Annotated in this window: 26 protein-coding genes; 12 read left to right on the forward strand and 14 right to left on the reverse strand. The window is 58.5% G+C overall.

All coding sequences use genetic code 11. From position 1 onward, the window contains the following. Nucleotides 1-8 precede the first annotated feature (8 nt). Genes IIA05_00905 through purM form a run of 3 tightly spaced genes read right to left on the reverse strand, consistent with a single transcriptional unit; the run spans nucleotide 9 to nucleotide 2,465 of the window. Nucleotides 9-746, reverse strand: a complete 738-nt coding sequence (locus IIA05_00905; GenBank protein MCH9025658.1) for a DUF3108 domain-containing protein — start codon at nucleotides 744-746, stop codon at nucleotides 9-11. A 22-nt stretch (nucleotides 747-768) separates the two neighbouring features. After that, nucleotides 769-1,413, reverse strand: a complete 645-nt coding sequence (locus IIA05_00910) for a phosphoribosylglycinamide formyltransferase (GenBank protein ID MCH9025659.1) — start codon at nucleotides 1,411-1,413, stop codon at nucleotides 769-771. Between the two features lie 20 nt (nucleotides 1,414-1,433). Beyond that, a complete protein-coding gene (gene purM, locus IIA05_00915) occupies nucleotides 1,434-2,465 on the reverse strand; it encodes a phosphoribosylformylglycinamidine cyclo-ligase (protein MCH9025660.1) in 1,032 nt (343 codons plus the stop codon). 160 nt (nucleotides 2,466-2,625) lie between these two features. On the opposite strand from purM, the gene IIA05_00920 reads away from it, so the two are divergent. Genes IIA05_00920 through IIA05_00935 form a run of 4 tightly spaced genes read left to right on the forward strand, consistent with a single transcriptional unit; the run spans nucleotide 2,626 to nucleotide 5,252 of the window. After that, on the forward strand, nucleotides 2,626-3,660 hold the full coding sequence (locus IIA05_00920) for a DUF2066 domain-containing protein (GenBank protein MCH9025661.1): 1,035 nt from the start codon (nucleotides 2,626-2,628) through the stop codon (nucleotides 3,658-3,660). After that, nucleotides 3,657-4,214, forward strand: coding sequence for a CDP-alcohol phosphatidyltransferase family protein (locus IIA05_00925; protein ID MCH9025662.1), 558 nt, complete (start codon nucleotides 3,657-3,659; stop codon nucleotides 4,212-4,214). Before IIA05_00920 ends, IIA05_00925 begins: the two co-directional genes overlap by 4 nt. Beyond that, on the forward strand, nucleotides 4,211-4,918 hold the full coding sequence (hda, locus tag IIA05_00930) for a DnaA regulatory inactivator Hda (GenBank protein MCH9025663.1): 708 nt from the start codon (nucleotides 4,211-4,213) through the stop codon (nucleotides 4,916-4,918). The genes IIA05_00925 and hda overlap by 4 nt, the downstream gene beginning before the upstream one ends. A gap of 37 nt (nucleotides 4,919-4,955) precedes the next feature. Further along, nucleotides 4,956-5,252: a DUF2069 domain-containing protein gene (locus IIA05_00935; protein ID MCH9025664.1), complete on the forward strand. Its 297-nt coding sequence runs from the start codon at nucleotides 4,956-4,958 to the stop codon at nucleotides 5,250-5,252. A gap of 1 nt (nucleotide 5,253) precedes the next feature. Here IIA05_00935 and wrbA read toward each other — a convergent pair whose 3' ends face one another. Further along, nucleotides 5,254-5,850, reverse strand: coding sequence for an NAD(P)H:quinone oxidoreductase (gene wrbA / locus IIA05_00940; GenBank protein MCH9025665.1), 597 nt, complete (start codon nucleotides 5,848-5,850; stop codon nucleotides 5,254-5,256). After that, a complete protein-coding gene (arsC, locus tag IIA05_00945; protein ID MCH9025666.1) occupies nucleotides 5,847-6,197 on the reverse strand; it encodes an arsenate reductase (glutaredoxin) in 351 nt (116 codons plus the stop codon). Before arsC ends, wrbA begins: the two co-directional genes overlap by 4 nt. Nucleotides 6,198-6,370: 173 nt before the next feature. On the opposite strand from arsC, the gene IIA05_00950 reads away from it, so the two are divergent. Continuing rightward, complete coding sequence (locus tag IIA05_00950; GenBank protein ID MCH9025667.1) at nucleotides 6,371-6,631, forward strand: DUF4398 domain-containing protein; 261 nt, start codon at nucleotides 6,371-6,373, stop codon at nucleotides 6,629-6,631. 38 nt (nucleotides 6,632-6,669) lie between these two features. Continuing rightward, on the forward strand, nucleotides 6,670-6,966 hold the full coding sequence (locus IIA05_00955; GenBank protein ID MCH9025668.1) for an acylphosphatase: 297 nt from the start codon (nucleotides 6,670-6,672) through the stop codon (nucleotides 6,964-6,966). Nucleotides 6,967-6,973: 7 nt separating this feature from the next. Here IIA05_00955 and IIA05_00960 read toward each other — a convergent pair whose 3' ends face one another. Together IIA05_00960 and IIA05_00965 are read right to left on the reverse strand one after the other, a co-directional pair. Then, nucleotides 6,974-7,552 (reverse strand): lytic transglycosylase domain-containing protein, encoded by a 579-nt coding sequence (locus IIA05_00960; GenBank protein MCH9025669.1) that lies wholly within the window; start codon nucleotides 7,550-7,552, stop codon nucleotides 6,974-6,976. Between the two features lie 2 nt (nucleotides 7,553-7,554). Next, complete coding sequence (locus IIA05_00965) at nucleotides 7,555-9,267, reverse strand: proline--tRNA ligase (GenBank protein MCH9025670.1); 1,713 nt, start codon at nucleotides 9,265-9,267, stop codon at nucleotides 7,555-7,557. Between the two features lie 140 nt (nucleotides 9,268-9,407). Between IIA05_00965 and ilvC the strand changes: the two genes are divergently transcribed. The 6 genes from ilvC (at nucleotide 9,408) to IIA05_00995 (ending at nucleotide 15,551) form a co-directional block, all read left to right on the forward strand. Next, nucleotides 9,408-10,406, forward strand: coding sequence for a ketol-acid reductoisomerase (ilvC, locus tag IIA05_00970; GenBank protein MCH9025671.1), 999 nt, complete (start codon nucleotides 9,408-9,410; stop codon nucleotides 10,404-10,406). Between the two features lie 91 nt (nucleotides 10,407-10,497). Beyond that, nucleotides 10,498-11,274 carry a CDP-diacylglycerol--serine O-phosphatidyltransferase gene (gene pssA, locus IIA05_00975; protein ID MCH9025672.1) on the forward strand — a complete coding sequence of 259 codons (777 nt, stop codon included), beginning with the start codon at nucleotides 10,498-10,500 and terminating at the stop codon, nucleotides 11,272-11,274. Nucleotides 11,275-11,279: 5 nt separating this feature from the next. Next, complete coding sequence (locus IIA05_00980; protein ID MCH9025673.1) at nucleotides 11,280-12,059, forward strand: uracil-DNA glycosylase; 780 nt, start codon at nucleotides 11,280-11,282, stop codon at nucleotides 12,057-12,059. After that, entirely contained in the window at nucleotides 12,059-12,568 is a 510-nt protein-coding gene (gene rimI, locus IIA05_00985) for a ribosomal protein S18-alanine N-acetyltransferase (protein MCH9025674.1), read from the forward strand. Before IIA05_00980 ends, rimI begins: the two co-directional genes overlap by 1 nt. Nucleotides 12,569-12,597: 29 nt before the next feature. Next, nucleotides 12,598-14,199: a peptide chain release factor 3 gene (locus tag IIA05_00990; GenBank protein ID MCH9025675.1), complete on the forward strand. Its 1,602-nt coding sequence runs from the start codon at nucleotides 12,598-12,600 to the stop codon at nucleotides 14,197-14,199. Between the two features lie 143 nt (nucleotides 14,200-14,342). Beyond that, nucleotides 14,343-15,551, forward strand: a complete 1,209-nt coding sequence (locus tag IIA05_00995) for an MFS transporter (GenBank protein ID MCH9025676.1) — start codon at nucleotides 14,343-14,345, stop codon at nucleotides 15,549-15,551. Between the two features lie 26 nt (nucleotides 15,552-15,577). Here IIA05_00995 and IIA05_01000 read toward each other — a convergent pair whose 3' ends face one another. The 7 genes from IIA05_01000 to IIA05_01030 form a co-directional block, all read right to left on the reverse strand. Beyond that, entirely contained in the window at nucleotides 15,578-17,536 is a 1,959-nt protein-coding gene (locus IIA05_01000; GenBank protein MCH9025677.1) for a DUF3488 domain-containing transglutaminase family protein, read from the reverse strand. Then, nucleotides 17,533-18,513: a DUF58 domain-containing protein gene (locus tag IIA05_01005; protein MCH9025678.1), complete on the reverse strand. Its 981-nt coding sequence runs from the start codon at nucleotides 18,511-18,513 to the stop codon at nucleotides 17,533-17,535. Before IIA05_01005 ends, IIA05_01000 begins: the two co-directional genes overlap by 4 nt. A gap of 14 nt (nucleotides 18,514-18,527) precedes the next feature. After that, nucleotides 18,528-19,487, reverse strand: coding sequence for an AAA family ATPase (locus IIA05_01010; GenBank protein MCH9025679.1), 960 nt, complete (start codon nucleotides 19,485-19,487; stop codon nucleotides 18,528-18,530). A gap of 154 nt (nucleotides 19,488-19,641) precedes the next feature. Continuing rightward, complete coding sequence (locus tag IIA05_01015; protein ID MCH9025680.1) at nucleotides 19,642-22,410, reverse strand: valine--tRNA ligase; 2,769 nt, start codon at nucleotides 22,408-22,410, stop codon at nucleotides 19,642-19,644. 25 nt (nucleotides 22,411-22,435) lie between these two features. Further along, nucleotides 22,436-22,750, reverse strand: a complete 315-nt coding sequence (locus IIA05_01020) for a hypothetical protein (GenBank protein MCH9025681.1) — start codon at nucleotides 22,748-22,750, stop codon at nucleotides 22,436-22,438. Nucleotides 22,751-22,763: 13 nt separating this feature from the next. Next, nucleotides 22,764-23,195 (reverse strand): DNA polymerase III subunit chi, encoded by a 432-nt coding sequence (locus IIA05_01025; GenBank protein MCH9025682.1) that lies wholly within the window; start codon nucleotides 23,193-23,195, stop codon nucleotides 22,764-22,766. 7 nt (nucleotides 23,196-23,202) lie between these two features. After that, nucleotides 23,203-24,687: a leucyl aminopeptidase gene (locus IIA05_01030; GenBank protein MCH9025683.1), complete on the reverse strand. Its 1,485-nt coding sequence runs from the start codon at nucleotides 24,685-24,687 to the stop codon at nucleotides 23,203-23,205. Nucleotides 24,688-24,823 lie beyond the last annotated feature (136 nt).

The following is a 24,823-nucleotide window of genomic DNA, read 5'->3' on the forward strand; positions in this document are numbered from 1 at the left end:
GCTATCATTCAATTCGCAGGCGCAGGATCATAGAGTTTCAGGCGAATGGAAAAATCGATTTTCCCTCGCTTGTATTTATCGAAACGCAGCATCAGGTAGTCCAGTTCGGGCGCCAGCCAGATGATGGCATGATTGTCGGAACCGGTTTTTTGCCGCCTTATCCTGACTGCGGCATATTCGCCAAAGGGCGTCTGAATGGATTCCGTGTCCTCTATTTCGAGATGGTATTCCCGGGTGCCGTTTTTTTCGGCCACCGTGTATCCGGTGGGAATTTCGCCACGGGAAAACTGCAGTTTCATTGCAATTTCCATGCTCAGGAGATCCAGTACGCCCGGCGACCATGGCAAGGTTTTTTCTGTGCCCTTGTATAGACTCGATATTTCATTATTGAGTGGATCGAACACAAGGCGTTGGATGTCATTTTTTTTCGCGCCATTGGAAGTATACGATTGTGGATGTGGCAGACCATTTTTCAGGATGAAGCGGCTTTCAGCTTTAACATCCCGATGCACGAACAAGCGGGCCAGGCCGCGTGGAATGACTCGGGTCCGGTAAACAAACAAGCCATCGGTATCGGCAATCAGTTCGACCCTGGAGACGCCGACGCGTTTTTTCCCCCGCATAACCTTGTAACTGGCCGAGAAAGGCTGCAGGGCTCCCGGCTGCTGGACGGGCGGCATTTCGGTTGCGGCGCCGGCCACGCTGGCCGTCGCCAGCAGCGCCGCCAGGCCACTGATTGTTTGCATTTTAATCGACATAATTCGTTTGTTAACCGACCGTGAACGCAATTTTTCTGGGCTTTCCCAACAGCTTGCCGTCCAGCATGATCGTTTCGTCCTGGCAACGCAGTCCACCGCGGGCAAACCAGCCGATAACCATGGGATACAGTTTATGCTCGGTAGCCTGAACCCTGGCTGAAAGGCTGATTTCGTCATCATCGGCCCGGATGGGTACCTCGGACTGGGCGATAACCGGTCCACCATCCACCCGGGAGCTGACAAAGTGGATGCTGCAGCCATGCACACTGTCTTTCGCCGCCAGCACCCGGCGGTAAGTGTTCAATCCCGGATATTTTGGCAGCAGCGATGGATGAACGTTCAACAAACGACCATCAAAATACTCGACAAATTCATCATCAAGAATTCGCATGAACCCGGCCAGCACGACCAGACCGGGATCGTAATCACGGACAAGTTGCAAAAGCCGGCGGTCAAAATCTTGCCTGGTCGCAAAATCGGCGCGCTCCGCCACGGCGGTCGGGATGCCTGCGTTTTTTGCTCTCCGCAGGCCGGGCGCATGCGAATTATTGCTGACCACGGCAAGAATTTTGCCGTGGATTTCCTGATTGGCTATGGCGTTGATGATCGCCTGCAGATTACTGCCTTGGTTGGAAATCAGTACCACCAGCGTCAGCGGAGCGCCTGGCAACGGGTTCACCGAAAGCGAACCTCGCCATCCCCTTTTTCAATGATTCCAAGGCGAAACGCGCGTTCACCGTCAGAGCCCAGGGATGCGAGGGCGTCGGCCTCTTTTTCGGCGGCCAGGCAGATCACCATGCCGACACCGCAGTTGAATGTTCTGAGCATTTCACGGTCATCGATCCCGCCGTGATCCTGCAACCAGCAAAAGATTTCGGGGCGTTGCCAGCTCTCGAGGTCGACCACGGCGCTGCAGCCGGCGGGCAATATTCGCGGAAGATTTTCCGTCAGCCCGCCGCCGGTAATATGGGCCAGGCCGTGAATCGTATGGCGCTTTATCAGATTGATGATCGCGGAGACATATATACGCGTCGGCTGGAGCAGGCAAAGGCCCAGGGTGGAGCCGCCAAAGGGGCTGTCCAGACCGGCGGCCGAGGATTCCAGCACCTTCCGCGCCAGCGAATAGCCGTTCGAGTGCAAGCCAGACGACGCCAGCCCGATTAACATGTCGCCGGGCTCGATGCGACTGCCGTCCAGCAGCGCGTCTTCTTCGACGATACCCACGCAGAATCCGGCCAGGTCATAATCATCGTTGTGATACATGCCAGGCATTTCCGCGGTTTCTCCGCCGATCAGCGCACACCCGGCTTGCCGGCAACCCTCGGCGATTCCTCCGACCACCGATGCGGCGGTCTCCGGCTTCAGTTTTCCAGTCGCATAGTAATCGAGAAAAAACAATGGCTCGGCACCAGCCACCAATACGTCATTGACGGACATGGCGACCAGGTCGATGCCTATGGTGTCATGACGATTCATGTCGATGGCGAGCCTCAGCTTGGTACCGACCCCGTCGGTTCCGGAAACCAGGACCGGCTTCCGGTAACGGTCGGTGGGCACCCGGAAAAGGCCGCCGAATCCACCCAGACCTGCGATGACTTCCGGCCGCCTGGTCCTGGCGACCGCCGGTTTGATCAGTTCAACCAAGCGCTTGCCGGCATCGATATCGACACCGGCATCCCGGTAAGTGAACGCAGGCTTATCGGCCATGGATCGATTCCTTCCTTTTTGGTTTTGCCTTTGCCAACAGACCGCCGGCTGTCAAATCCGAAAATCATCGGCGCAATATGCAGGCTGCGGCTTCGGTATGTGTAATAATTTTACCTGTTCGACCTTGGCCCGGATAGCAAAAAGACAGATCAGGCGAAAAATGATTGATTGGATAAAGACGATACTTGCTGCGCTGTGCCTGATGCTGGTAAACCCGCCAGCGATAGCTTCGGTGTTTGGCAATCTTTACCAGGTCCGGACGGAGGTCAGTGCGCGTGACGCGGCAACCCTGGAGCAGGCATTCGAGGACGCGATGGCAGTCGTGCTGACTCGGGTAACCGGGACCCGCCAGGTTGGCCAGGCAGAAGAAACTCAGGCCCTCCTTGGCAAGGCGCGCGACTTTATTCAGCAGTTTGGCTATATCGACAGCCGCACCTTGCTTATTTCTTTCGACGGGCAGGCGATCAACCGGCGGCTCAGCGAGTTGGGCCTGCCGGTCTGGGGCCAGGAGAGGCCGGTAACCCTGGTCTGGCTGGTGCTGACCGATGAACGTGGCCGGCGCAAGATTCTTGCAGCAGATGACCTGGGGCCGGTTGTCGAAAGCCTGAAAGAGACAGCGAACCAGCGTGGCGTCCCGGTCATCATTCCGTTGATGGATGCGCAGGATCGGCAGGCGATCGATGTGGCCGATTTACGCGGTGTTTTTGAGGACAACATTTTCTCTGCCAGTGATCGCTACGATGCCGATGCCGTGCTGGTGGGATTCGCGCGGGCGAAACGGCGGACCGACGTGGATGGGCCGGTTTACCGGGTAAGCTGGACTTTGCTTTTTGCCGGGCAGGTACATAACTGGCTGGGCAACCTGAGCGCGGGTATCGACCGTGCGGCTGATGAGTTTGCAAGCGTTCTTGCCGCCATCGACCGCCATGACAGCGGGCGGCAACTGGTCTTGGTCAGGGGGATCGGCGACCTGGTGGCTTATGGGCGAGTCAGGCTATATCTCGAATCCCTGTCATTGGTCAATTCGGTCGCGGTCGACCGGGTCCATGGCGAAGAGGTGCTGTTCAGCGTTGAATTGCGCGCCGGCCCGGATCAATTCGCGAGTGCGATCAAGCTTGGCAAGATTTTGTTTGCCGAAGATTTTGAATACCCGGTGTCAATGCCCGGGACTATCGTGTACAGGTATCGCCAGTGATAGCGAAACATATTCCCAACATGATCTGTATTTTTCGGATATTGCTGGTGGGTCCGGTGGTCTGGTTGTTGTGGCATGGCAATTTCGTGGCCACGCTCTGGCTGTTTTTTATCGCCGGGTTTTCGGACGGGCTGGATGGTTATTTGGCGAGACGTTTTAGCTGGCGTTCACGTCTCGGTGGAATCCTCGACCCGTTGGCCGATAAATTTCTGATGGTATCGATGTTCATTACGCTGACGCTGGTTGGCCTGATCCCCCTCTGGTTGGCGGTGCTGGTGGTCGGTCGTGACCTGGCGATCGTCACTGGCGGCCTGGTTTACAACTGGTTGTTTGGCACGGTGCAGGCGCAGCCTACCGATATCAGCAAGCTCAATACCTTGATGCAGTTGGTGCTGGTGATGGTGGTCGTATCTGGAGCGGGTTACGGCTGGCCGGGGCAGTCCTGGGTGATCGTCCTGGGCGCCTGCGTGATGGTTACCACCATTATCAGCGGTGTTGACTATGTTTGGCATTGGGGCCGCAAGGCCTACCTTTCCGGTGCGGATGCCAGGTGACTGAGTCCCGACAGTTGTCGTTGCCGGTACAGTTGTCGGATCAGGCCGTGTTCGACAGTTTTTTCGAATCCGGGAATGGCGCTTTGCTGACTCATTTGAAGTCGCTGGCGCGTAGCGGCAGTGAACGCTTGATCTGGTTGTGGGGTGGGTCGGGCAGCGGCAAGACCCATCTATTGCAGGCCGCATGTGCGGAGGCTGGCGGGCAGGGCCGGCGTGCGGCCTACCTGCCGTTGAAAGAAAAACTGGACGCGGGAATGCTTGCGGGCCTTGAGGAATTCTCGCTGGTCTGTCTGGATGATGTGCAACGGATCGCCGGTCTGGCTGACTGGGAGTCCGGTTTGTTCAGGCTGTTCAATGATGTTGCCGAAAACGGCGGCAGCCTGCTGGTTTCGGCCGACAGACCGGCGGCAAAAATCCCATTCGGGCTGCCGGATCTGCAATCGCGGCTGAACTGGGGTCCCGTTTACCGCGTGGACCCGGTCAGCGGCGAAGATCTGCACAAAGCGATGGCGCTGCGCGCGCAACACCGAGGGTTGCAGTTGCCGGAAGAAACCAGCCGGTTTCTTTTGCGGCGTTTCCCGAGAGACATGCGCTCGGTATACCGACTGCTGGATACGCTCGACCTGGCATCCCTCAGGGCGCAGCGCCGGCTGACCGTGCCCTTTGTCCGTGATGTGCTGAGCCGGGGCGATGGCCTTGGCTGAGAAGGGTTGGCCACGGCCCCCTGTCCTGCTCAGACCGATGTTGGTGGCAAGTCACGCCACCGTCTTGTTGTTGATTTTCGCCGCATTGATTCTGCCGGCATACCCAGCGTGGGCCTGGCTGCCGTTGGTCGTAATGCTGATATCGGTACCCGGGGTTTTGGCTGCACGGACCTATACTTATCGTTGGCTGATGATGCTGCTGGCGCTTCCGGTCGCGCTTGGCCTGATGGAACTGATTGCCAATCCAGCTCTGCGGCTTTGGTCCGCGGCCCTGGTTTTTTTCAGTTGCACGCTGTTTTTCTGCCTGGCCTTGAGTCTGAGAACCAGCGGTTGAATCAGGAGCCGAGTTTACTTGCGACCGTTGCGACCCGCTTGCCCAGGGCAATCGCCAGCTTCTTTTCCTCATCCCGAATCAATGGCTGCTTCTGCCGATGGGCCCAGTGACTGGCGCCGTACGGTCCGCCGCCTGAGCTCGTGTCGCTAACCAGCGGTTCGGTGTAGGGCAGACCGAGGATCAGCATGCCGTGGTGAAGCAAGGGGATCAGCATCGTCAGCAGGGTGGATTCCTGCCCGCCGTGCAGAGATTGGGTCGACGTGAAAACTGCTGCCGGTTTGCCCGCCAGGCCGCCGGACAGCCAAAGGCTGCCGCTGCCATCGAGAAAATATTTTAACGGCGCCGCCATGTTGCCAAAGCGCGTCGGACTACCCATGACCAGGCCGGCACAGTCGCTCAGGTCCTGTTGCGTGGCGTAGGGCGGTCCGTCTTCGGGAACCACCGGCTCGCTGGCTTCACAATCGGCGCTGACGGCGGGCACCGTCCTGAGTCTGGCGCTGCATTTTTCGACCGACTCTATACCCAGGCACACCTGGCGTGCCAGTTCGGCGGTTGCACCATCCCTGGAATAATAAAGAACCAGGATTTCGGCATTCATCGAAGAATCTCCAGCACTTGTTCGGGTGGCCTGCCAATTCGCGCCATCCCGCCGGCCAATACGATGGGCCGCTCTATCAGGACCGGGTTGTCGAGCATCGCCTGGATAAGTTCATCATCGCACAGGCCGGCGTTGTCGAGGCCCAGTTCCTGATAAACGCTTTCGGTGCGCCGCATGAGCTGTCTCGGCTGTAGCATCAGCAGGGAAAGGATTTTTAGCAGGGTTTCCTTGCCAGGCGGGTCGACGAGGTACTCGATAACGGTCGGATTCAGCCCCCGATCCCGCAGCAATTGTAGTGTTGCGCGTGATTTCGAGCAGCGGGGGTTGTGGTAGATGACGGTTTCCAAGGTCTAATCCTTTGTTTTGGCAGCTTTTGGCTCGGTCGATAGTAGCGGGGCTTGGCTTGACGGAATAGGGTGCCCTTGTTAGCGTTCTAAACCTTTCCGTTTTTCGATGGGCCGGAATGTACAAGAAGCGCCGCACAAAAGCTTTTCGTATCCTCGCAGCAGCCAGTTTACTGATGCTCAGCGCTTGCGCGAGCAATCCGCCGGTCCAGGAAATGAGCGATGCGCGCCAGGCCATACAGGCGGCTATTACTGCGGGCGCGGAGGAATACGCGACGATGGCGCTCAAAGACGCCCGGCAGTTTCTTTCAGATGCCGAAGCCAAATTGAATCGCAGGGCCTACAATGGCGCGAAAAACGATGCCCGGGAGGCAAAACGCTGGGCGGATGTTGCGATCAACACGGCCCTCGAGGCTACCGATACAGAACAACATTAATAAGTCCGGGCTCTCCAAAACCCCCAGCGGTGCCAGGAATAGTGAGTCAAAGTGCCGAATATTGCCGTTACCTGGTATCAGGGCGTGTTCAGGGCGTTTTTTTCAGGGTCAGCACGGCAGAACAAGCGAGTTCGCTGGGGTTGAGCGGCCGGGTAAGGAATCTGGCAAACGGCCGGGTTGAGATCGTTGCCTTCGGTGACCCGGACAAGCTGGGGTTGCTCGAGGACTGGCTGCATCAAGGGCCGCCTTCTGCCCGGGTGGACGCGGTGACCGCCGAGCTCATCAGCGTAGAGTCAGCCGGCGACCTGGTGCCGGGCCGGTTCCTGGTCGGCTAGGAGCGGGCTAGTTCCGATACCACTTCCGGTTCAGCCGGTCGATGACCAGGTCGCCATACTTTCTTCGTCCCTTACTGCCGTTGTATCTGGCCAGCCCGCGAATCAGATCCTGATTTTCGAGGTCCAGGTAATACTTGAGTATGGTGCACCCCATGCGCAAGTTGGTCTGCGCATGGACCAGGTTATCATCGGGCCTGCCAATTTCCTTGAGCCAGAATGGCATGACCTGCATCAGGCCGATTGCACCGGCGGAGGAAACAGCAAATCGATCAAAATTGCTTTCTATGTCGATCACCGCGAGAACCAGTTCGGGGTAAAGGCCTTTGCGGGTAGCCTCGAAATGAATTTGCTTGAGTAGTTGCAAGCGTTTGCGGGTGTCGGGAACCTGCCTGGCCAGCCTGCCGGACATATCGGTCAGCCAGACCTCGGCATCGAATCTATCCGCGAAGCTGCTCGAGTCATTGGCCGCTTCGATCAACAAGCGCCGCAGTTCGGGATCCGGCTGCGTCTGCGCAAGCGCGGTTGTGCCGGATAACATCAGGATCAGCATCAGTCCACGCCAGGTTTTGTTCAGTTTTGGCGGCATGGTCAGGTCCCGGTCTGCGAGCTGCGGAGCAAATCCTTTAATTCGTCAATGGACAAATGCCGGGGTTCGTCGTCGCGCCGGTTCTTGTATTCGAAGGTTCCCGCATCCAGGCCTTTTTCGGCGACAACCACTCGATGCGGAATGCCGATCAGATCCATATCGGCAAATTTCACGCCCGGCCTGGCGTTGCGGTCGTCAACGAGCACCTGCAATCCCATGGCGTTCAGTTCCTCGTAGAGCTGGTCTGCGGCATCCCTGACCCGGTCCGATTTGTGTTGATTGATTGGGATCAGCGCAACATCGAACGGCGCCATCGCCGGTGGCCAGATGATGCCTCGCTGGTCATGGTTTTGCTCGATGGCAGCGGCTGCAATCCGCGTGATGCCGATGCCATAGCAACCCATGATCAGGGTTTGCGTTTTCCCGTTGGCGTCGAGTACCTGCGCATTCATCATCGAGCTGTACTTGTCACCGAGTTTGAATATGTGTCCTACCTCTATGCCACGGGCTACCGACAAAGTGCCTTTGCCGGTCGGGCTGGGGTCTCCATCGACGACATTTCGCAAATCCACCGAAGTGCAGTCAGGAAGGTCGCGACCCCAGTTGCCGTTTACCCGATGCTTGTCTTTTTGGTTGGCGCCGCAGACGAAATCGACAACCGCCGCGGCGCTGTGATCGACATACAACGGACAGGGTAAGTCGACCGGGCCGATGAAACCCGGTTCGCAGCCGATGATTTCCTTTACCTTGTCTGCGGTCGCCATCGTCAGCGGTTCGCTGACGCCAGGCATTTTTTCCGCCTTGCGGGCGTTCAGTTCGTGGTCACCGCGCAAAACCAGGGCGATCAGGCCGGCGTCTTCCGCATCCACCAGCAAAGTCTTGATACACGCGCTCGGATCAGTGTTCAAAAACCTACAGAGTTCGTCGATGCTGCAAACATCGGGCGTATCGACAAACCGCATATCCCCGCCCGGTTTTTTCTTCCCGGCCACCGGCGGCAGCGCTTCGGCCATTTCAAGATTGGCCGCATAATCGTCTCCATTTGAGAAGGCGATCGCATCCTCGCCGGAATCCGCGAGCACGTGAAATTCCTGTGAAGCATTGCCGCCGATAGCGCCGGGATCGGCCTGTACCGGCCTGAAGCGCAGGCCCAGACGGGTGAAGATATTGCTATAGGCGACGTACATCGCCTGATAACCGGCATCCAGGCTTTCCTGATCCAGATGAAAAGAATAGGCGTCTTTCATAATGAATTCGCGCGCGCGCATGACGCCATAACGCGGCCTGATTTCATCCCTGAACTTGGTCTGGATCTGGTAGTAATTGACCGGCAATTGGCGATAACTTTTCAGTTCCCTGCGCGCGATATCGGTGATGACTTCCTCGTGGGTCGGGCCATAGCAGAATTCGCGCTGATGCCGGTCCTTGAACCGCAGCAGTTCGGGGCCGTATTCGTTCCAGCGCTCCGATTCCTGCCAAAGTTCAGCGGGCTGAACGCTGGGCATCAGCAATTCGAAAGCGCCGGCGCGGTTCATTTCCTCGCGCACCACTTGTTCGATTTTCCGCAGAACCCTGAGCCCCATCGGCAACCACGTATACAGACCGGAAGCGAGCTTGCGGATCAGGCCCGCGCGCAGCATCAGCTGGTGGCTGATCACTTCCGCATCGGCGGGCACTTCCTTCAGGGTATTTAACGGCAATCGCGACAATCGCATCTTGGGGCATTCCTTTTTCGTTCAGCGCGTGCTGAGCTTTCGCGGGAAGATTGTATCGGGCCTGAGGTGGCCGGGTACAGAGCGTAATTCCAGGCGGTCCTGATTTGCCAGCGGCCGGCCCTGCCTGCAATATCGTCCGCATGAGCGCTGCAATCTATGCGGACAAGGATATCGACCCAGGGCCTATAGCTGGCAAGCGGGTAGCGGTGCTGGGTTTCGGTGCCCAGGGGCGGGCGCACGCGTTGAATCTAAGGGATTCCGGGCAGGATGTGGTGGTCGGGTTGCGCGCAGGTTCCGCCTCCGCCGATGCCTGCCGGCAGCAGGGCCTGGAACCCGTATCGCTGGAAAAAGCGGCTGAATCCGAGCTGGTGGTGATGCTGGTACCCGATGCCGAGCAAGTGGCCCTGTATCAAAATATCCTCGCCAGCAGAATGAAAAAACACAGTGCGCTGATCTTTGCGCATGGCTACAACATCCATTACCGGCGCATCGTGCCGCGGCAAGACCTCGATGTTCTGCTGGTGGCGCCGCTGGGCATCGGTGAGCAAGTGCGCTTGCAGTATGAAGCTGGCCTGGGCGTGCCGGCCCTGGTCGGTGTGCACCAGGATGCCAGCGGGCAGGCCAGGGCGCTGGCGTTCGCGTATGCAAAGGTGAACGGACATGGCCGCGCGGCGGTGATGGAGACGACTTTCGCGGAAGAAACCGAAACGGATCTGTTTGCCGAACAGGCGGTACTCTGCGGCGGAATCGATCAGCTGGTCGTCAGCGCATTTGAAACCCTGACCGAGGCGGGCTATTCCCCGGATATTGCCTATTTTTGTTGTCTGCATGAGGTCAAACTGATGGCCGATATGCTGCATCGCCGGGGCATCGCCGGGACCCGGCAATCCATTTCCGTGGCCGCGGAGTACGGCGACTATACGCGCGGACCCAGGGTGATCAACGAGGCCAGCCGAGCCGCGATGAGAGATCTTCTGGCTGAAATCCAGGATGGCCGTTTCGCAGACGAACTGGACGCCGAGATCGAGGCCGGGTCGCCGCTGATCCGGCAGCGGAGAGCGGCGGCAGAGTCACACGAAATCGAGAAAGTGGGCGCCGTACTGCGCGCGAGGATGCCATGGCTGCAAAAAAAAGAATAATCCTGGCTCGCGCTCGGTGCGACCGCCCGGGCAAGGGTTACAATGGGCGATGTCGCCCGGTGCGTTTTAAAGGGTGTGACGTCGCAAGCCAATGAAAGCAAAAACCAGCAATCGAAAAGAGAAACTGCGCAAGGGAATCATCCTGTTGCCCAACCTGGTGACGACTGCCGCCATGTTTGCCGGTTTTTATGCCATTGTCGCTGCAATTGACGGTAATTTCAGGCGTGCAGCCATCGCCTTGTTCATCGCGATGTTTATGGATGGCCTGGATGGCCGGGTTGCAAGAATGACCAGCACCGAAAGCGATTTTGGCAAGGAATACGACAGTCTGTCGGATATGGTTTCCTTCGGGTTGGCGCCGGCGCTGGTCGTTTACCAGTGGGGCGTGGTACGGATTTCCGAATACGGCCTGGCCTGGGGACGCCTGGGGTGGCTGGCTGCGTTTATGTATGCCGTATCCTGCGCCTTGCGCCTGGCGCGGTTCAATACCCGCGTACTGCCCACCGGCAAGCGATATTTCCAGGGTCTGCCCAGCCCGTCAGCCGCCGCGCTGATCGCTAGCATGATCTGGCTGGGTGACAGGCTGGAGCTTGAGGGCATTATCGTGCTGGCGCTGGGTTTCGGCGTGACCGTCATGGCCGGGTTGTTGATGGTCAGCAACTTCAGTTATTACAGTTTCAAGGATTTGAATCTCGGCGGCCGCGTGCCCTTTGCCTATGTGATCCTGATTCCGTTGCTCTTCATGCTGATATCGCTGGATCCACCGGTCGTGCTGCTGACCATGTCGTCTTTTTATGCGTTGTCGGGCCCGGCGATGGCCGGCTGGCGGTTCTTCGCCAGGCGGCGCCAGCGGCAACTGATTGACTGAAATTCGTGACTCTGAGCGAAAGAAAACAAATTTGCCTGCAAGCGATGGGGCTGACTGTCTGGCGAAAACGAGACGCCACCACGGCTGCACCTGGGGCGGGATCAAAGGAACCGGGCAGAGCAGGCGATCCGGTGGCACCCGCGGCCAAACCACGGGCGGTCGTATCGCCGGCTCTTGAGCAACCGATGACAGCGGATTCCGCTGACGACACCGCAACCCTGGCCTGGGGCGAACTGCTCCAGCGTATCTCCGGCTGTACCCGCTGCCCGCTCCATCAAAACCGGATTCAGGCCGTGCCCGGCGTTGGCGATCAGGCGGCGGAGTGGATGTTTATCGGCGAGGCGCCAGGCAAGGATGAGGATCAGCAGGGTGAGCCATTTGTCGGCCGCGCCGGGCAACTATTGAATGCCATTTTGCATGCTGCCGGCCTGAGCCGCGAGCAGGTCTATATTGCGAATACGATCAAGTGCCGGCCGCCCGCCAACCGCAACCCGCAGCATCAGGAGTCGGACCGGTGTTATCCTTTTCTGCAGCGCCAGATCGCCCTGCTGCAGCCAAAAATCATCGTTCTCCTCGGCAAGGTCGCAGCGCACCGCATGATCGATACCGATCAGCCGCTGGGGAAATTGCGGGGCAAGATATATCGCTATCAGGACCAGATACCGATGGTTGTCACCTACCACCCGGCTTACCTGTTGCGCAGCCCCAGCCAGAAGGCCAAAGTGTGGGAGGACATGTTGCTGGCGAAAACGGTCCTGGCCGGGCAAAGCGCGCTGCAGGCCTGATGGTTGTTGCGGAAAAACCCATTGAAATCCGGGCATTGCAGACCCGTGACCTGGCCCGGGTTGTCGTTATCGAGGCCGCTTCCTATGACTTTCCCTGGTCGGCAGGGGTTCTTGCCGATTGCCTTGCCGTGGGTTATTACTGCCGTGTCCTGGATCTGCAAGGCTGGCCAGCTGCCTATGCCGTTTTGTCTGCCGGTGCCGGTGAAGCCCACATTCTCAATCTGACGGTATCTCCGGAGTGCCGGAGGCAGGGGCTTGGCCGTCGCTTGTTGCGTGATTTTCTGGGGTATTGCCGCAAGCAGTCGTTGAGCCGGATCTATCTGGAAGTCCGTCCCGGCAATGATGCCGCCCGGGTCTTGTATGCATCCGAAGGATTCGAACTCATTGGCGTGCGACGGCAATATTACCGTTCACGGCAGGGCCGTGAAGACGCGATGGTGTATGCGCTGAACTTTAACGAGGCAACGAAGAGCGAGCACGGCGCTGACCCGCGCCCCCGTCTGGTGTAGACTTCGCGCCTTTTCCAGGGTTGAAACAGATGCCAGGCTTGGCCAGTCAAATCAGTCGGCGGCGAACATTTGCAATCATTTCCCATCCCGATGCGGGGAAAACGACGCTTACTGAGAAGTTGTTGTTGTTCGGTGGTGCGATCCAGCTGGCTGGGACGGTCAAGGGCCGCAAGGCAAGCCGTCATGCCACTTCGGACTGGATGGCGCTGGAACGACAGCGGGGAATATCGGTGACCTCATCGGTCATGCAGTTTCCCTACCGCGACTACATCATCAATTTACTCGATACGCCAGGTCATGAGGATTTTTCCGAGGACACCTATCGTACACTGACCGCCGTCGATTCGGCACTGATGGTTATCGACTGCGCAAAAGGCGTCGAACAGCGCACGATCAAATTGATGGATGTCTGTCGCCTGCGCGACACACCGATCATGACATTCATCAACAAGCTCGACCGCGAGGGCCGCGAGCCAGTGGAACTCCTCGATGAGATAGAAAACGTCCTGGCAATCCGTTGCGCGCCGGTGACCTGGCCGATCGGCATGGGCAACAGGCTCAAAGGTATCTATCACCTGGCCCTGGATCGCCTGTATGTGTACCGGACCGATGACCGGGCAAAGGCCGGGCAGACCCGGGTCATCAACGGATTGCACAGTCCCGAGGCTGGCCAGTTGCTGGGAGACATGGCCGAGGAATTCTGCGACGAGGTGGAACTGGTCCGGGGTGCGAGCACCGAATTCTCGATAGAAGAATATCTCGCCGGCCGCCAGACCCCGGTTTTTTTCGGCTCGGCCATAAACAGCTTTGGCGTCAGGGAACTGCTCGATGCCTTTGTCGAATACGCACCGCCGCCGCAGCCACGTGAGGCCATGGAACGCGTCGTTGAGCCCCAGGAAAACGCCTTTAGCGGTTTTGTCTTCAAGATACAGGCCAATATGGATCCGGCGCACCGGGACCGGATCGCTTTTATGAGAATCTGTTCCGGTAGTTTCAAACCCGGCATGAAGCTGTTCCAGGGACGCACGCGGAAAAACATGAAAATCGCCGACGCGCTGACATTTTTGGCCGCCGACCGCAAACATGCCACCAATGCCTGTGCCGGCGACATCATCGGTCTGCACAATCACGGTACGATCAATATTGGCGATAGCTTCAGCGAAGGCGAGGATCTCGAGTTCACGGGCATACCGAGTTTTGCCCCGGAACTTTTTCGGCGCGCGGTGCTGCGCGATCCGCTGCGCATGAAAGCGCTGCAAAAAGGGCTGGATCAGCTGTGCGAGGAAGGGGCCACGCAGTTATTCCGGCCATTTCGGAATAACGATTTGATCCTGGGCGCGGTCGGCCCGCTGCAATTCGAGGTGGTCGAATTCCGCTTGCGCGAGGAATACGGCGTCGAATGTCTGTTCGAGGCAATCAATGTCGCCACGGTTCGCTGGGTCGGCGCCAGCGACGAGAAACAACTGGAAAAATTCAGGCACAAGGCGGGCGAGCACCTGGCGGTGGATCATGCTGGCGAGCTGGTCTATATCGCGCCCACCAGGGTCAACCTGTCGCTGACCGAGGAACGTTGGCCAGATCTTGAATTCAGTGCGACCCGCGAGCACCAGAGCAGGAAGAGTGCAGGCTAAGTCCTGCAGACTCCAGGCAGCCGGGATATAGTCGCTGCCATGGCGGACGGGGATCGGCAGTGAATATCCGGATTTTGCGGCAGAGGCCGGTGCTGGCATGGGCGTTTTACGACTGGGCCAACTCCGCTTATGCCACGACCGTGATGGCGGCGTTTTTTCCGATCTTTTTCAGTCAGTACTGGAGTGTCGGGGTCGCTGGCAGCGTCACCACCTTTCGCCTGGGCGTTGCCAACGGTACGGCGAGCCTGATCATCGCTTTTCTCGCGCCGTTCCTCGGTGCAATCGGCGACCGCGGCGGCAGCCGGATGCGCTTTCTTTTTACCTTCGCGGCGCTGGGCGTGGTGATGAGCAGCGCCTTGTATTTTGTCGAGCAGGGCCAATGGCAATACGCCGCGGTCATCTATGCGTTGGCGACCATGGGGTTTGCCGGCAGTAACGTGTTTTACGATTCGCTGCTGGTCGATATCAACGCGCAAGAGAATTTCTCGCTGGTTTCCGGTTTTGGTTACGCGATGGGCTACCTCGGCGGCGGCCTGCTGTTCCTGGTAAATGTGCTGATGTACGAGCACCCGGAATGGTTTGGCCTGGTCGATGCTACCCAGGCGGTACGCGTTTCCTTTGTCACGGTTGCCGTCTGGTGGGCCGTGTTCAGCATTCCCGCGATGCTTTGGGTTCGGGAAACACCGACCGTCAACAAGAGCAGCAGCTGGCAGGCGGTGACCGCCGGTCTGACGCAACTCAAGCATACGCTGAAAAAAATCCGTTCTATGAAAACGATCGTGTTGTTTCTGGTTGCCTACTGGTTGTACATAGACGGCGTCAACACCATCATCAAAATGGCCGTGGATTTCGGCATCAACCTGAATATTGCGCCAACTGACCTGATTAAAGCCCTGTTGCTGACTCAGTTTGTCGGTTTCCCCGCGGCTTTGGCGTTTGGCTGGCTCGGCAATCGGATTGGCGCCAAGCAGGGGATCATGATCTGCATCACGGTTTACTTTGTGGGTACGCTTTGGGCCGGCATGTATCTAAAGACGGTTACCGAGTTCTATATGCTTGCGATCATGATCGGGTTGGTCCAGGGAGGCGTGCAAAGCCTGAGCCGGGCGCTATACGCCAGTATCATTCCAAGCGACAAGACCGCTGAGTTTTTCGGTTTCTACAACATGCTGGGAAGATTTGCCGCGGTGCTCGGTCCGTACCTGGTGGCCGGCGTGGCCCTGTTCACGCAAAATCCGCGTTACGCGATCATGGCTATCGCGCCCTTGTTTCTTTTTGGCGCGGCCGTGTTGTTCCTGGTGGATCCGGACAAAGGTCAGCGGGAAGCCAATGCCCTGGGAGGGGAGACATAGCTCTGCCAAGCTGCTGCAGGACCGCTTCACGGCCGAAACGCAGCCACCCGAGCCTTGAGTAGTCTGAGCCGTTCGCTGCCGGGGTTTGGATAATAACGAATCGCGATATAGTCATCGGCAATTTCGCCGATCACGGCGCTCAGATCGGGACGCGACTCGATCACCCGCCGGGCGAAATTCAATGGGCCTTCATCGCTTTTCCTCGCCAGGCCCTTGCCCGCCAGCCGCTGGCAGAAAAGCCGCCAGGATTTGTCGGCGGGATGCAGTTTCCGGCGCCGGAATCCCCTGGCCGTGGACAGACCCAGGAAAAACAACGCCAGCGACATCGCGACCGCCAGCACGGCAGCCAGACTTTTCCAATCCGGTTTCTCGAATCCCAGTTTTTCCAGCAATGATCGCTGACGGTCGAAATCGTAATCGAGTATCCATTCATTCCAGGCGTTGTGCATGGCGTCCCAGGCTTGCCGCATTTGTATCAGCGCCGGGTGCAAGCGAAGAAAGCGCTCCTGGGCCGACATAGCATCGGGCAGCGTTCCCGCAAGGCCCTGCAGAATCCGGTCTGGCGCAACGGCTGCGGTGGGATCGACGCGCTGCCAGCCACGGCCGGGAAGCCAGACCTCGGACCAGGCATGGGCATCGGCCTGGCGTACGACGAGGTAGTCGCCCAGCCGGTTGTATTCCCCGCCCTGGTAACCGGTCACCACGCGCGCCGGGATGCCGGCGGCGCGCATCATCAAGGTGAAGGCGGAAGCGTAATGGCCGCAGAAACCCTGGCGGGTTGCAAACATGAAGTCATCGACGCTGTGTCGATAACCGGTTCGCGGCGGTTGCAGTGTATAAAAAAAATCCTGTTCCGTGAACATCTGCAGGACTCGCGAAATAAACAGCTCTGCATGGCCCGCATCGGCAAACATTTGCCGGGCCAGCGCCTGCGTCTTAGGGTTTCGGTCGGGGGGTATCGCCAGGTTGCGCCAGGCCAGCCGTTGCGGCAAAGACAGATCGGCCGTGAACCGGGTATGCGAAACCACGTTGTAGCCGGTCAGTCGTCTGACCGGCTGCCGGCTGATCAATTGGAGATCGCGGTTCATCGTGGTGCCTCGCCGATCCCAACTCGCCGGCAGGTCGAGCGCAAATATCCAGTTTCTCTGATGGGGCTCCAGCGTGACCTGGTAGCGATATTCTTTGCCGTGGAAATCGATCAGGGCGGGCGCAGCCTGGGCGGATGGCACAACGACGCTCCACCGCATGCCGTCGAAAGCGCTGAGTACCGGGCCGCGCCAATAGCGTTCCCGGGGTTCCGGGAGGTCGCCATCGAACCGAGCGCGGAAGGCGATTTCCGCCGACAAGGAAAGGTCGGATATTTCACCCGGGCTCATTTGATCGCTGAGGCCGGTCGATGCGCCGGCGCGGGTCGGCATGGACCAGAAAGGCCCGCTGATGCGGGGGAAAAACAAGAACATGACCAGCATCAGCGGCACGGCGTGCAGCAGCATGCGTCCGGACAGCCTCAGATTCTGCTTCAGGGGCAGAGCATCGCCGGACTTGCTGACCGCCAGCAGAGCGGCGGTGATGATCCACACGCTGACCAGCAGGTAAACGCCGGTCCACGGGGATTGGTCGAACAGCAGACTCGCCAGCACCAGGAAGTAAGCGATGAACAGCAACAGGATCTGGTCTCTTTTGCCGCGAGTCTCCAGTAGTTTCATGCCCATCATGATTGCCAGCAGGGCGGTGCCGGCGGTAAGCCCATTGATGGTGCGATAGGTCAGCACGATGCCGACAAAACCGGTGACGGCGACCAGAAAACGGAGCGTCCGCGGTGGCAACGACCAGCCATGGCGTTCAGCCTGCCAGCGCCACAAGCCGACGGTGACCAGGAAAATACTGATCCACATCGGCAGTCGCGGCAGGTGAGGCAATAACGCCAGGCCGATACCCAGCAGCGTCCAGTTCATGCGTTGCTCGCGAAATCCGCGGCTGTTCATGACTCACCCTCGCTCGGCGAGGGGTACAAGGCCAGTGCGCTCAGGCAGATCAGTTGGTGCTCGGCGCCGCTGGCCGGGGGAATTTCCGTACCAGGCAGACGCAGACCGAAGAGCATGCCGGCAGAATTCGCCGCCAGTATCCAATAGCAAAGCAGTGACAAACGCCGTTCGTCATCGCCCGGACCGGCCAGGTTCCAGTCCAGCCACAGTTGTTCCGCCGCGCCGCCGGAAAACTGCTTGACCAGCAGTTCTTGCTCTCGGGCCAGCGCTTTCCACGCGATATGGCGTGGCGAATCGCCCGGCCGGAAGCTGCGCAGACCGGAGAAATCGTCCGAGCCATCGCCGGCGGCGACCGCATCATAGTGCGAACCGGATTGCCTGGCGGGCAATGGCGCCGCCGCCGCCGGGCGCGGGAATACCAGGCAATCGGCCGGCTGGTGTATCCAGCTCCAGCTGCGGAAAAGATTGAGCGGGAAGCGCGTGCTGACCGCGAATCGCTGCAGACGCAGACAGCCTCGTTTGCGGGTGGGGATCGACAGGCGGATAACGCCGCTGCAATCCGTTGCCATATCGGTCGTACTGCCCAGGTAATCGCTGGATTCGCCACGCAGATCATACCTGGCTGAGTGCTCCGAATTTTGCAGCAGGATTTCAAATACGGCATCTTCACCAGCAAAAACCGGTTGCGCGCCAATCGCCCGCACCACCGTTCCGGTCAGGTTTCCGTGGCAATGGTGCATGGCGACCAGGCCCAGGCTGGCCAGCAGAAAAGTCAGCGCAAAACCCATGCTATTGCCGTAGTTCATGCTGGCCAGGAGTATGGCAAACAGCATGGCGGCAAAAATAAACCCCATTTTCCCCGGCAGGATATAAACCCGTCGTTTATCCAGCGTAACGGGCAGACGGTCGCGCCCTTGACGCTTTAACGCCCAGGCCGCTATCCGTTCCTTGATAAATTTTGGAATGCCTGCCGCCACGGGCGTGAAATCGTTCAGGGTACGGAGACAGCCGCCAGCATCAGTTCACCCGGTTCGGTGCTGGCGTGCAGTTCGTCGCGCAAGCGCAGCCGGTGATTGGCGACTGCCGGGATAATCGCCTGGACATCTTCGGGCAACACGCCCGGGTGACCATGAATCATTGCCCAGGACCGGCTGCACTTGACGATCGAGATGGCGGCGCGGGGCGACAGGCCATGGACGAAATCCGGCGATTCGCGGGTGAATGCGACCAGGGCCTGCACATAATCGAGCAACACATCGGAAACATGGATCGATGACACGGTATCCATCAACGATTTCAGTTGCGCAGTTTGCAAAGCCGGTTCGAGCAAGGCGAGCAATGCGCGCCGATCCTGCCCGGCGATCAGGCGGCGTTCCATCTCCGGACCCGGAAAACCCAGCGAGATCCGCATCAGGAAACGATCCAGTTGTGATTCGGGGAGCGGAAAGGTGCCGATCTGGGTGACCGGGTTTTGGGTTGCGATGACAAAAAACGGATCCGGCAGCGGATAACTGTCGCCATCGGCGCTGACCTGGTTTTCTTCCATCGCCTCGAGCAGGGCGCTTTGCGCTTTCGGGGTCGCCCGGTTCACCTCGTCGGCCAGCACCAGCTGGGAAAAAATCGGTCCCGGGTGAAACTCGAAGCGGTTGTCGTCACGCAGATACACGGAAACGCCGATCACATCGGCCGGTAGCAGATCGCTGGTGAACTGAATCCGGTTGTAATTGAGTCCAAGCGTGCGAGCCAGGGCATGGGCCAACGTGGTCTTGCCGACACCCGGCAGATCCTCGATCAGCAAGTGGCCTCGCGCCAGCAGGCAAGTCAGCGACAGGCGCAGCTGGTGGTCCTTGCCGAGTATGATTTCGTTGAGTTGATCGAGAACAGCGTTTACCTGCTGCTGCTGTTCCGTTACCCGGCTTTCGCTTGCTGTTGCCGCCGCCTGTCGATTCATCGCTGAAACCCTGATCCAAAAATAACCGATTAATGATGATCTTTGCTCGACCGTCTTTTGGTCGGATCATCCCGAAAATCCAGCCTATCAGCTTGTTATCGCCGTGGCTGTGACCTGCTTAACATAGTTCAGTTCACTGCGGGGCGCGCGCTCGTCAAGCGCCCAGCTTACGAACTTTTAGCAGTTGCTCACGCCATCGCACCTGCGCGTCTTCCATTTCCACGACCCGCTGTCGTTCTTTTTCTACGACGGTGGCTGGCGCGTTGGCCACAAAATTCGGGTTGGCCAATTTTTGCTTGCTGCGCTGTAAATCGTTATCCAGTTTCTCGATTTGCTTGTTCAGCCTTGCCAGTTCGGCATCGCGGTCGATCAAACCGGCCATCGGCACCAGGATTTCCATGGTGCCGAGCAAGGCGGTGGCAGAATCCGGCGCCGTCTCATCATCGGCAAGAACACGAATGCTTTCCAGTTTCGCGATATGCAACAAGAAGTCCTGTAGCTTTTCCAGCCTGCTTCGATCCTCGTCCGAGGCATTTTTTAGCAATAGCGGCAAGGGTTTAGCCGGTGCGATGTCCATTTCACCGCGAATTTGCCTGACCCCGAGAACCAGGCCTTGCAGCCAGACCATGTCCTGCTCCGCCTTTTCGTCGCGATCGAATTCATCGGCGCCGGGGTAGGGTGCGAGCATGATGGTTTCGCCGCCGGCGCCGGCCAGTGGCGCGACTTTTTGCCAGATTTCCTCGCTGATAAACGGCATCAGCGGGTGGATCGCGCGCAACAAGGCTTCGAGCACTGTAATCAGCGTCCGCCGAGCCCCTCTTTTCGCACTGTCACCGGCAGTATCGTCCTGGAGCACGGCCTTTGACAGTTCCAGGTACCAATCGCAGAACTCGTTCCAGGTAAATTCGTACAGGGCCTTCGCCGCGAGATCGAGCCGATACGCTTTCATTTGCCGGGAAATCTCCGCGGCAGCGGCGCAAAACCGCGAGCGAATCCACCGATCCGCGAGGCTGTATTCACAATCGCCGCCGAGCCCGCAATCTTGTCCCTCGGTGTTCATCAGCACATAGCGCGCCGCGTTCCACAGCTTGTTGCAAAAATTGCGATAGCCCTCAATACGGCCCAGCTCAAAACGAATATCCCGGCCGGTGGTCGCAAGGCTGGCAAAAGTGAAACGCAAACTGTCGGCGCCATACGCGTCGATGCCATCGGCAAACTGTTTTCGGGTGACTTTTTCTATTTTTGCTTTCAGATGCGGCTGCATCAGGTCGCTGGTTCGTTTTTCCAGCAGGCTGTCCAGATCGATGCCATCGATCAGATCCAGCGGGTCGAGCACGTTGCCCTTGGATTTGGACATTTTCTGGCCATCCTGATCGCGAATCAGGCCATGGATGTAGATTTCCCTGAAGGGGACCTCGCCGGTGAACTTCAGACCCATCATGATCATGCGGGCGACCCAGAAGAAAATAATGTCAAAGCCGGTGACCAGTACGCTGGTTGGATAAAAGGTATCCAGCGCAGCGGTTTTTTCGGGCCAGCCCAGCGTGGAGAACGGCCACAGGGCCGATGAAAACCAGGTGTCGAGCACGTCTTCGTCCTGACGCAGAGCGAGATCCGTCGCTAACCCGTATTTTCGCCGCACCGCAGTTTCATCGGCCGCGACATAGATATTGCCCTGCTCGTCATACCAGGCCGGAATGCGGTGCCCCCACCACAGTTGCCGGCTGATGCACCAGTCCTGAATATTGCGCATCCATTCGAAATAAGTCTTCGACCAGTTCGCCGGCACGAAGCGAATATCGCCATTTTCGACAGCGGCAATCGCGGGTTCCGCCAGCGGTGCGATTTTTACATACCACTGGTCGGTCAGGTATGGTTCGACGATCGCGTGACTGCGGTCGCCACGCGGAATCATCAGCCGGTGGTTCTCGACCCGTTCGATCAGACCCAACGCCTCCAGGTCCGCGACCACTTTCTCCCTGGCAACAAAACGATCGAGCCCACGATAGGCTGGCGGGCAATTTTCGTTCATCGAGGCGTCATCGCTCAGGACGTTGATGACATCCAGATCATGTCGCTGGCCGATTTCGTAGTCGTTGAAATCGTGTGCCGGCGTGATTTTCACGCAACCGCTGCCAAACTCAGGATCGACGTAATCGTCTGCGATCACTGGAATCAGCCGGTCGCACAATGGCAGGCGCACTTTCAGGCCGATCAGCGATGCATAGCGTTTATCGTCCGGATGGACTGCAACGGCGGTGTCGCCAAGCATGGTCTCGGGGCGCGTCGTGGCGACCGTCAAATGGCCATCGCCGCTGGCCAGTGGATATCGCATATGCCAAAGATGGCCGTCTTCTTCCTGCGAGAGGACTTCGAGATCCGACAATGCCGTGTGCAGGACAGGGTCCCAGTTGACCAACCGTTTGCCCCGGTATATCAGCCCTTCATCATAGAGTTGCTCGAAAACCGTCATTACCGCCGCGGACAGATCGTCATCCATGGTAAATCGCTCGCGGCTCCAGTCCACCGATGATCCCATGCGCCTGAGTTGCCCTGAAATCCTGTCGCCCGATTGTTCCTTCCATTGCCAGACGCGGTTGACGAATTCGTCGCGGCCAAGTTCACGGCGATGCAGCCCTTCGGCGCCAAGCAGCCGTTCGACCACCATCTGGGTTGCGATGCCCGCGTGATCGGTCCCGGGTTGCCAAAGCGTATTTTGCCCCAGCATCCGGTGATAGCGGGTCAGCGCGTCCATGATCGTGACCTGGAAAGCGTGCCCCATGTGCAAGGTGCCGGTGACGTTCGGTGGCGGGATCATGATGCAATAAGGCTGACCCTGGCCCGTTGGCGCGAAATACCGGCTTTCTTCCCAGCGCCGGTAGATGCGTTGTTCGATTTCCCCGGGGGAATAAGTCTTGTCCATAAGAGTCCTGTCAGAATGCCGGGGGTCAGTCGTTTGGGTCCGGCGACACTTCAAGGTAGTCACGCAGGATCTGGTCGATCAATTCCGGGAGTTCGTTGCGCAAGCGGTTGGCGACTTGCTCGAATAACGACGCTTCCATTTCCTGAAAAGCCGCATGCAGCAGCCGGTCAGTCAGCTCGAAGCTGCGGGATGCCAGTTCGGTTTGTAGCTCGGCCAGACGATTCTCATCAAACAGCGGCGGCGCAGCCACGGCGGAATCGGCGCCGGTTGCCGCGGCATCGGTGACTACATCGGTGAGTACCGGGATTGGGTCAGGTTTTTTCCCGTCGTTGGCGTTCATATCGCGGATTATTTCACATTCGGTGCGTATTCAGCGAGTAACCGCGATCGCGGTAAAAACGAAATCGCTGACGCCCGCTTGCCCGCGTCTCTGCTCCGCGGCCAACCAGTTCCGCAACCCTTTCAAAGCGGCTGAATATCTCGGGAACCTCGCTGGCGAGATTGATCAGCATGCCGTGGTGTCCCTGCGAATCTTCGCCACAGCCGATGACGACCGCCTCGGCACATTTTTCCGTTGCGCCGGACCGGTCCAAGCAGCGGTGGGGCACGAAACTGCCGTCACGAAAAACCCAAAGCAGCTTATCGAGCTGCATGGCCTGTGCAGCAGAGGCCGCGTGTATATAGACCGTCATGGCGGACAAGTAAGCTTTTTCCGCAAGGTGGCAAGCCAGCCGCAACCGATCGTGCCGGGATTCCTCGAGGATATAAAAATCGACGCGCGTCATCGCGATCTCAACATCGGCTCAGCAAATACTCCACCAACATCGAAACCGGCCGGCCAGTTGCTCCCTTGGCCTTGCCGGCTTTCCATGCCGTGCCCGCTATATCGATGTGCGCCCAGCGCAAGCCTTCGGTAAACCGGCCCAGGAAGTTGGCGGCAATCGAAGCGCCGCCCTCGCGACCTGCCGAGTTGGCAAAATCCGCAAAATTACTGCGCAGTTGCTGGTTGTATTCTTCGTCCATAGGCAGACGCCAGGCACGGTCGCAAGCTCGCCGACCGGCATCCAGCAATTCCGCCGCCAGCTTGTCGTCCCGCGTCATTATGCCGCTAAAGGTGCCGCCCAGGGCGACCACGCAGGCGCCGGTCAGGGTGGCTACGTCGAGTATCGTGTCCGGCTTGAACTGGCGGGCATAAGTCAGCGCATCGCAAAGAATCAGCCGGCCTTCCGCATCGGTGTTCAGTATTTCGATGGTCTTTCCCGACATGCTGGTGATTACGTCCCCGGGACGCGTCGCATTGCTGCCGGGCATGTTCTCGCAACTGGGCACGACCATGACGAGGTTGATCGGCAAGTCGAGTTCCGCGACTGCGCTCATGGTGCCGATTACCCCGGCGGCGCCACACATGTCGAACTTCATTTCATCCATTGCCGGCGGTGGCTTGAGGCACACGCCACCGGTATCGAAGGTGACGCCCTTGCCGACCAGCACAATCGGTTTACTGCTCGCAGCGGCCCCGCGATATTTCAAAACAATGACCCGGGCAGGCTCTTTTGCGCCCTGGGTCACCGCTAGCAACGCGCCCATACCCAGTTTTTTTATTTGCGCCGGCCCAAGAATCTCTGCTTGCAGCTTCTTGTGTTTTTTCGCCATATCACGCGCGATTTTTGCCAGGTAGGACGGTGTGCAGACATTGGCTGGCAAATTGCCCAGTTCCCGGGCAAGACTCTGCCCGACGGCAATGCACTGGCCATGCCGGATACCTTTGTCGGCGATTCGGCGATGTTTGCCCTGGGATATGGCGAAGCCGATTTTTCCCGGACGGCGGGAGGTTGATCTCCCCGATTTGGTCGTGCGGTACTCATAATTCGCAGCCACTGCGGTTTCTACCCCGAGCCGGGTCCAGCGATAGATGTCTTCAGCGCTTTCCGCATGATGGCCCAGGTATGAGATGGCGTTGCGCACGCCGCTGCCATGCAGGGTCTTTAGCGCCGCAGCGAGTGATTTCCGGTATTGCGGCAGATCGTATTGACTCTTTTTGCCCAGGCCGACCAGCAACAACCCACGAAACACGGTATCGCCGATACCAGGCAGCCAGATGCAGTCCGCGGGTTTGGTTGGCAGATCGCCTTGTTTTCGCAACTTGTCCAGGAGACCTTGGGTCGCCTTGTTTATCGCCTGGGTCGCCGCCGGCAAATCGCCATTCGAGTAAACACCGGCGATGGCGCAGTCGGTGCGTTGTCCGGCGGGGTTTCCGGACCTGGCAAAAAACTCCATAAAAACTCCAGTTACGCCGTAGGCGATTGTTTATTGAGCCCCCGGCAGACGTGGTTTAATGTTTGTTGTCCGGCGCAAAGCGGCTTCGCTAAAAGCCGTCTCCGGCGCGAAAGCTGATTAGTTTACTTGATTCCCG

Source organism: Pseudomonadota bacterium (genome assembly GCA_022572885.1).
Taxonomy (GTDB): domain Bacteria; phylum Pseudomonadota; class Gammaproteobacteria; order Steroidobacterales; family MnTg04; genus MnTg04.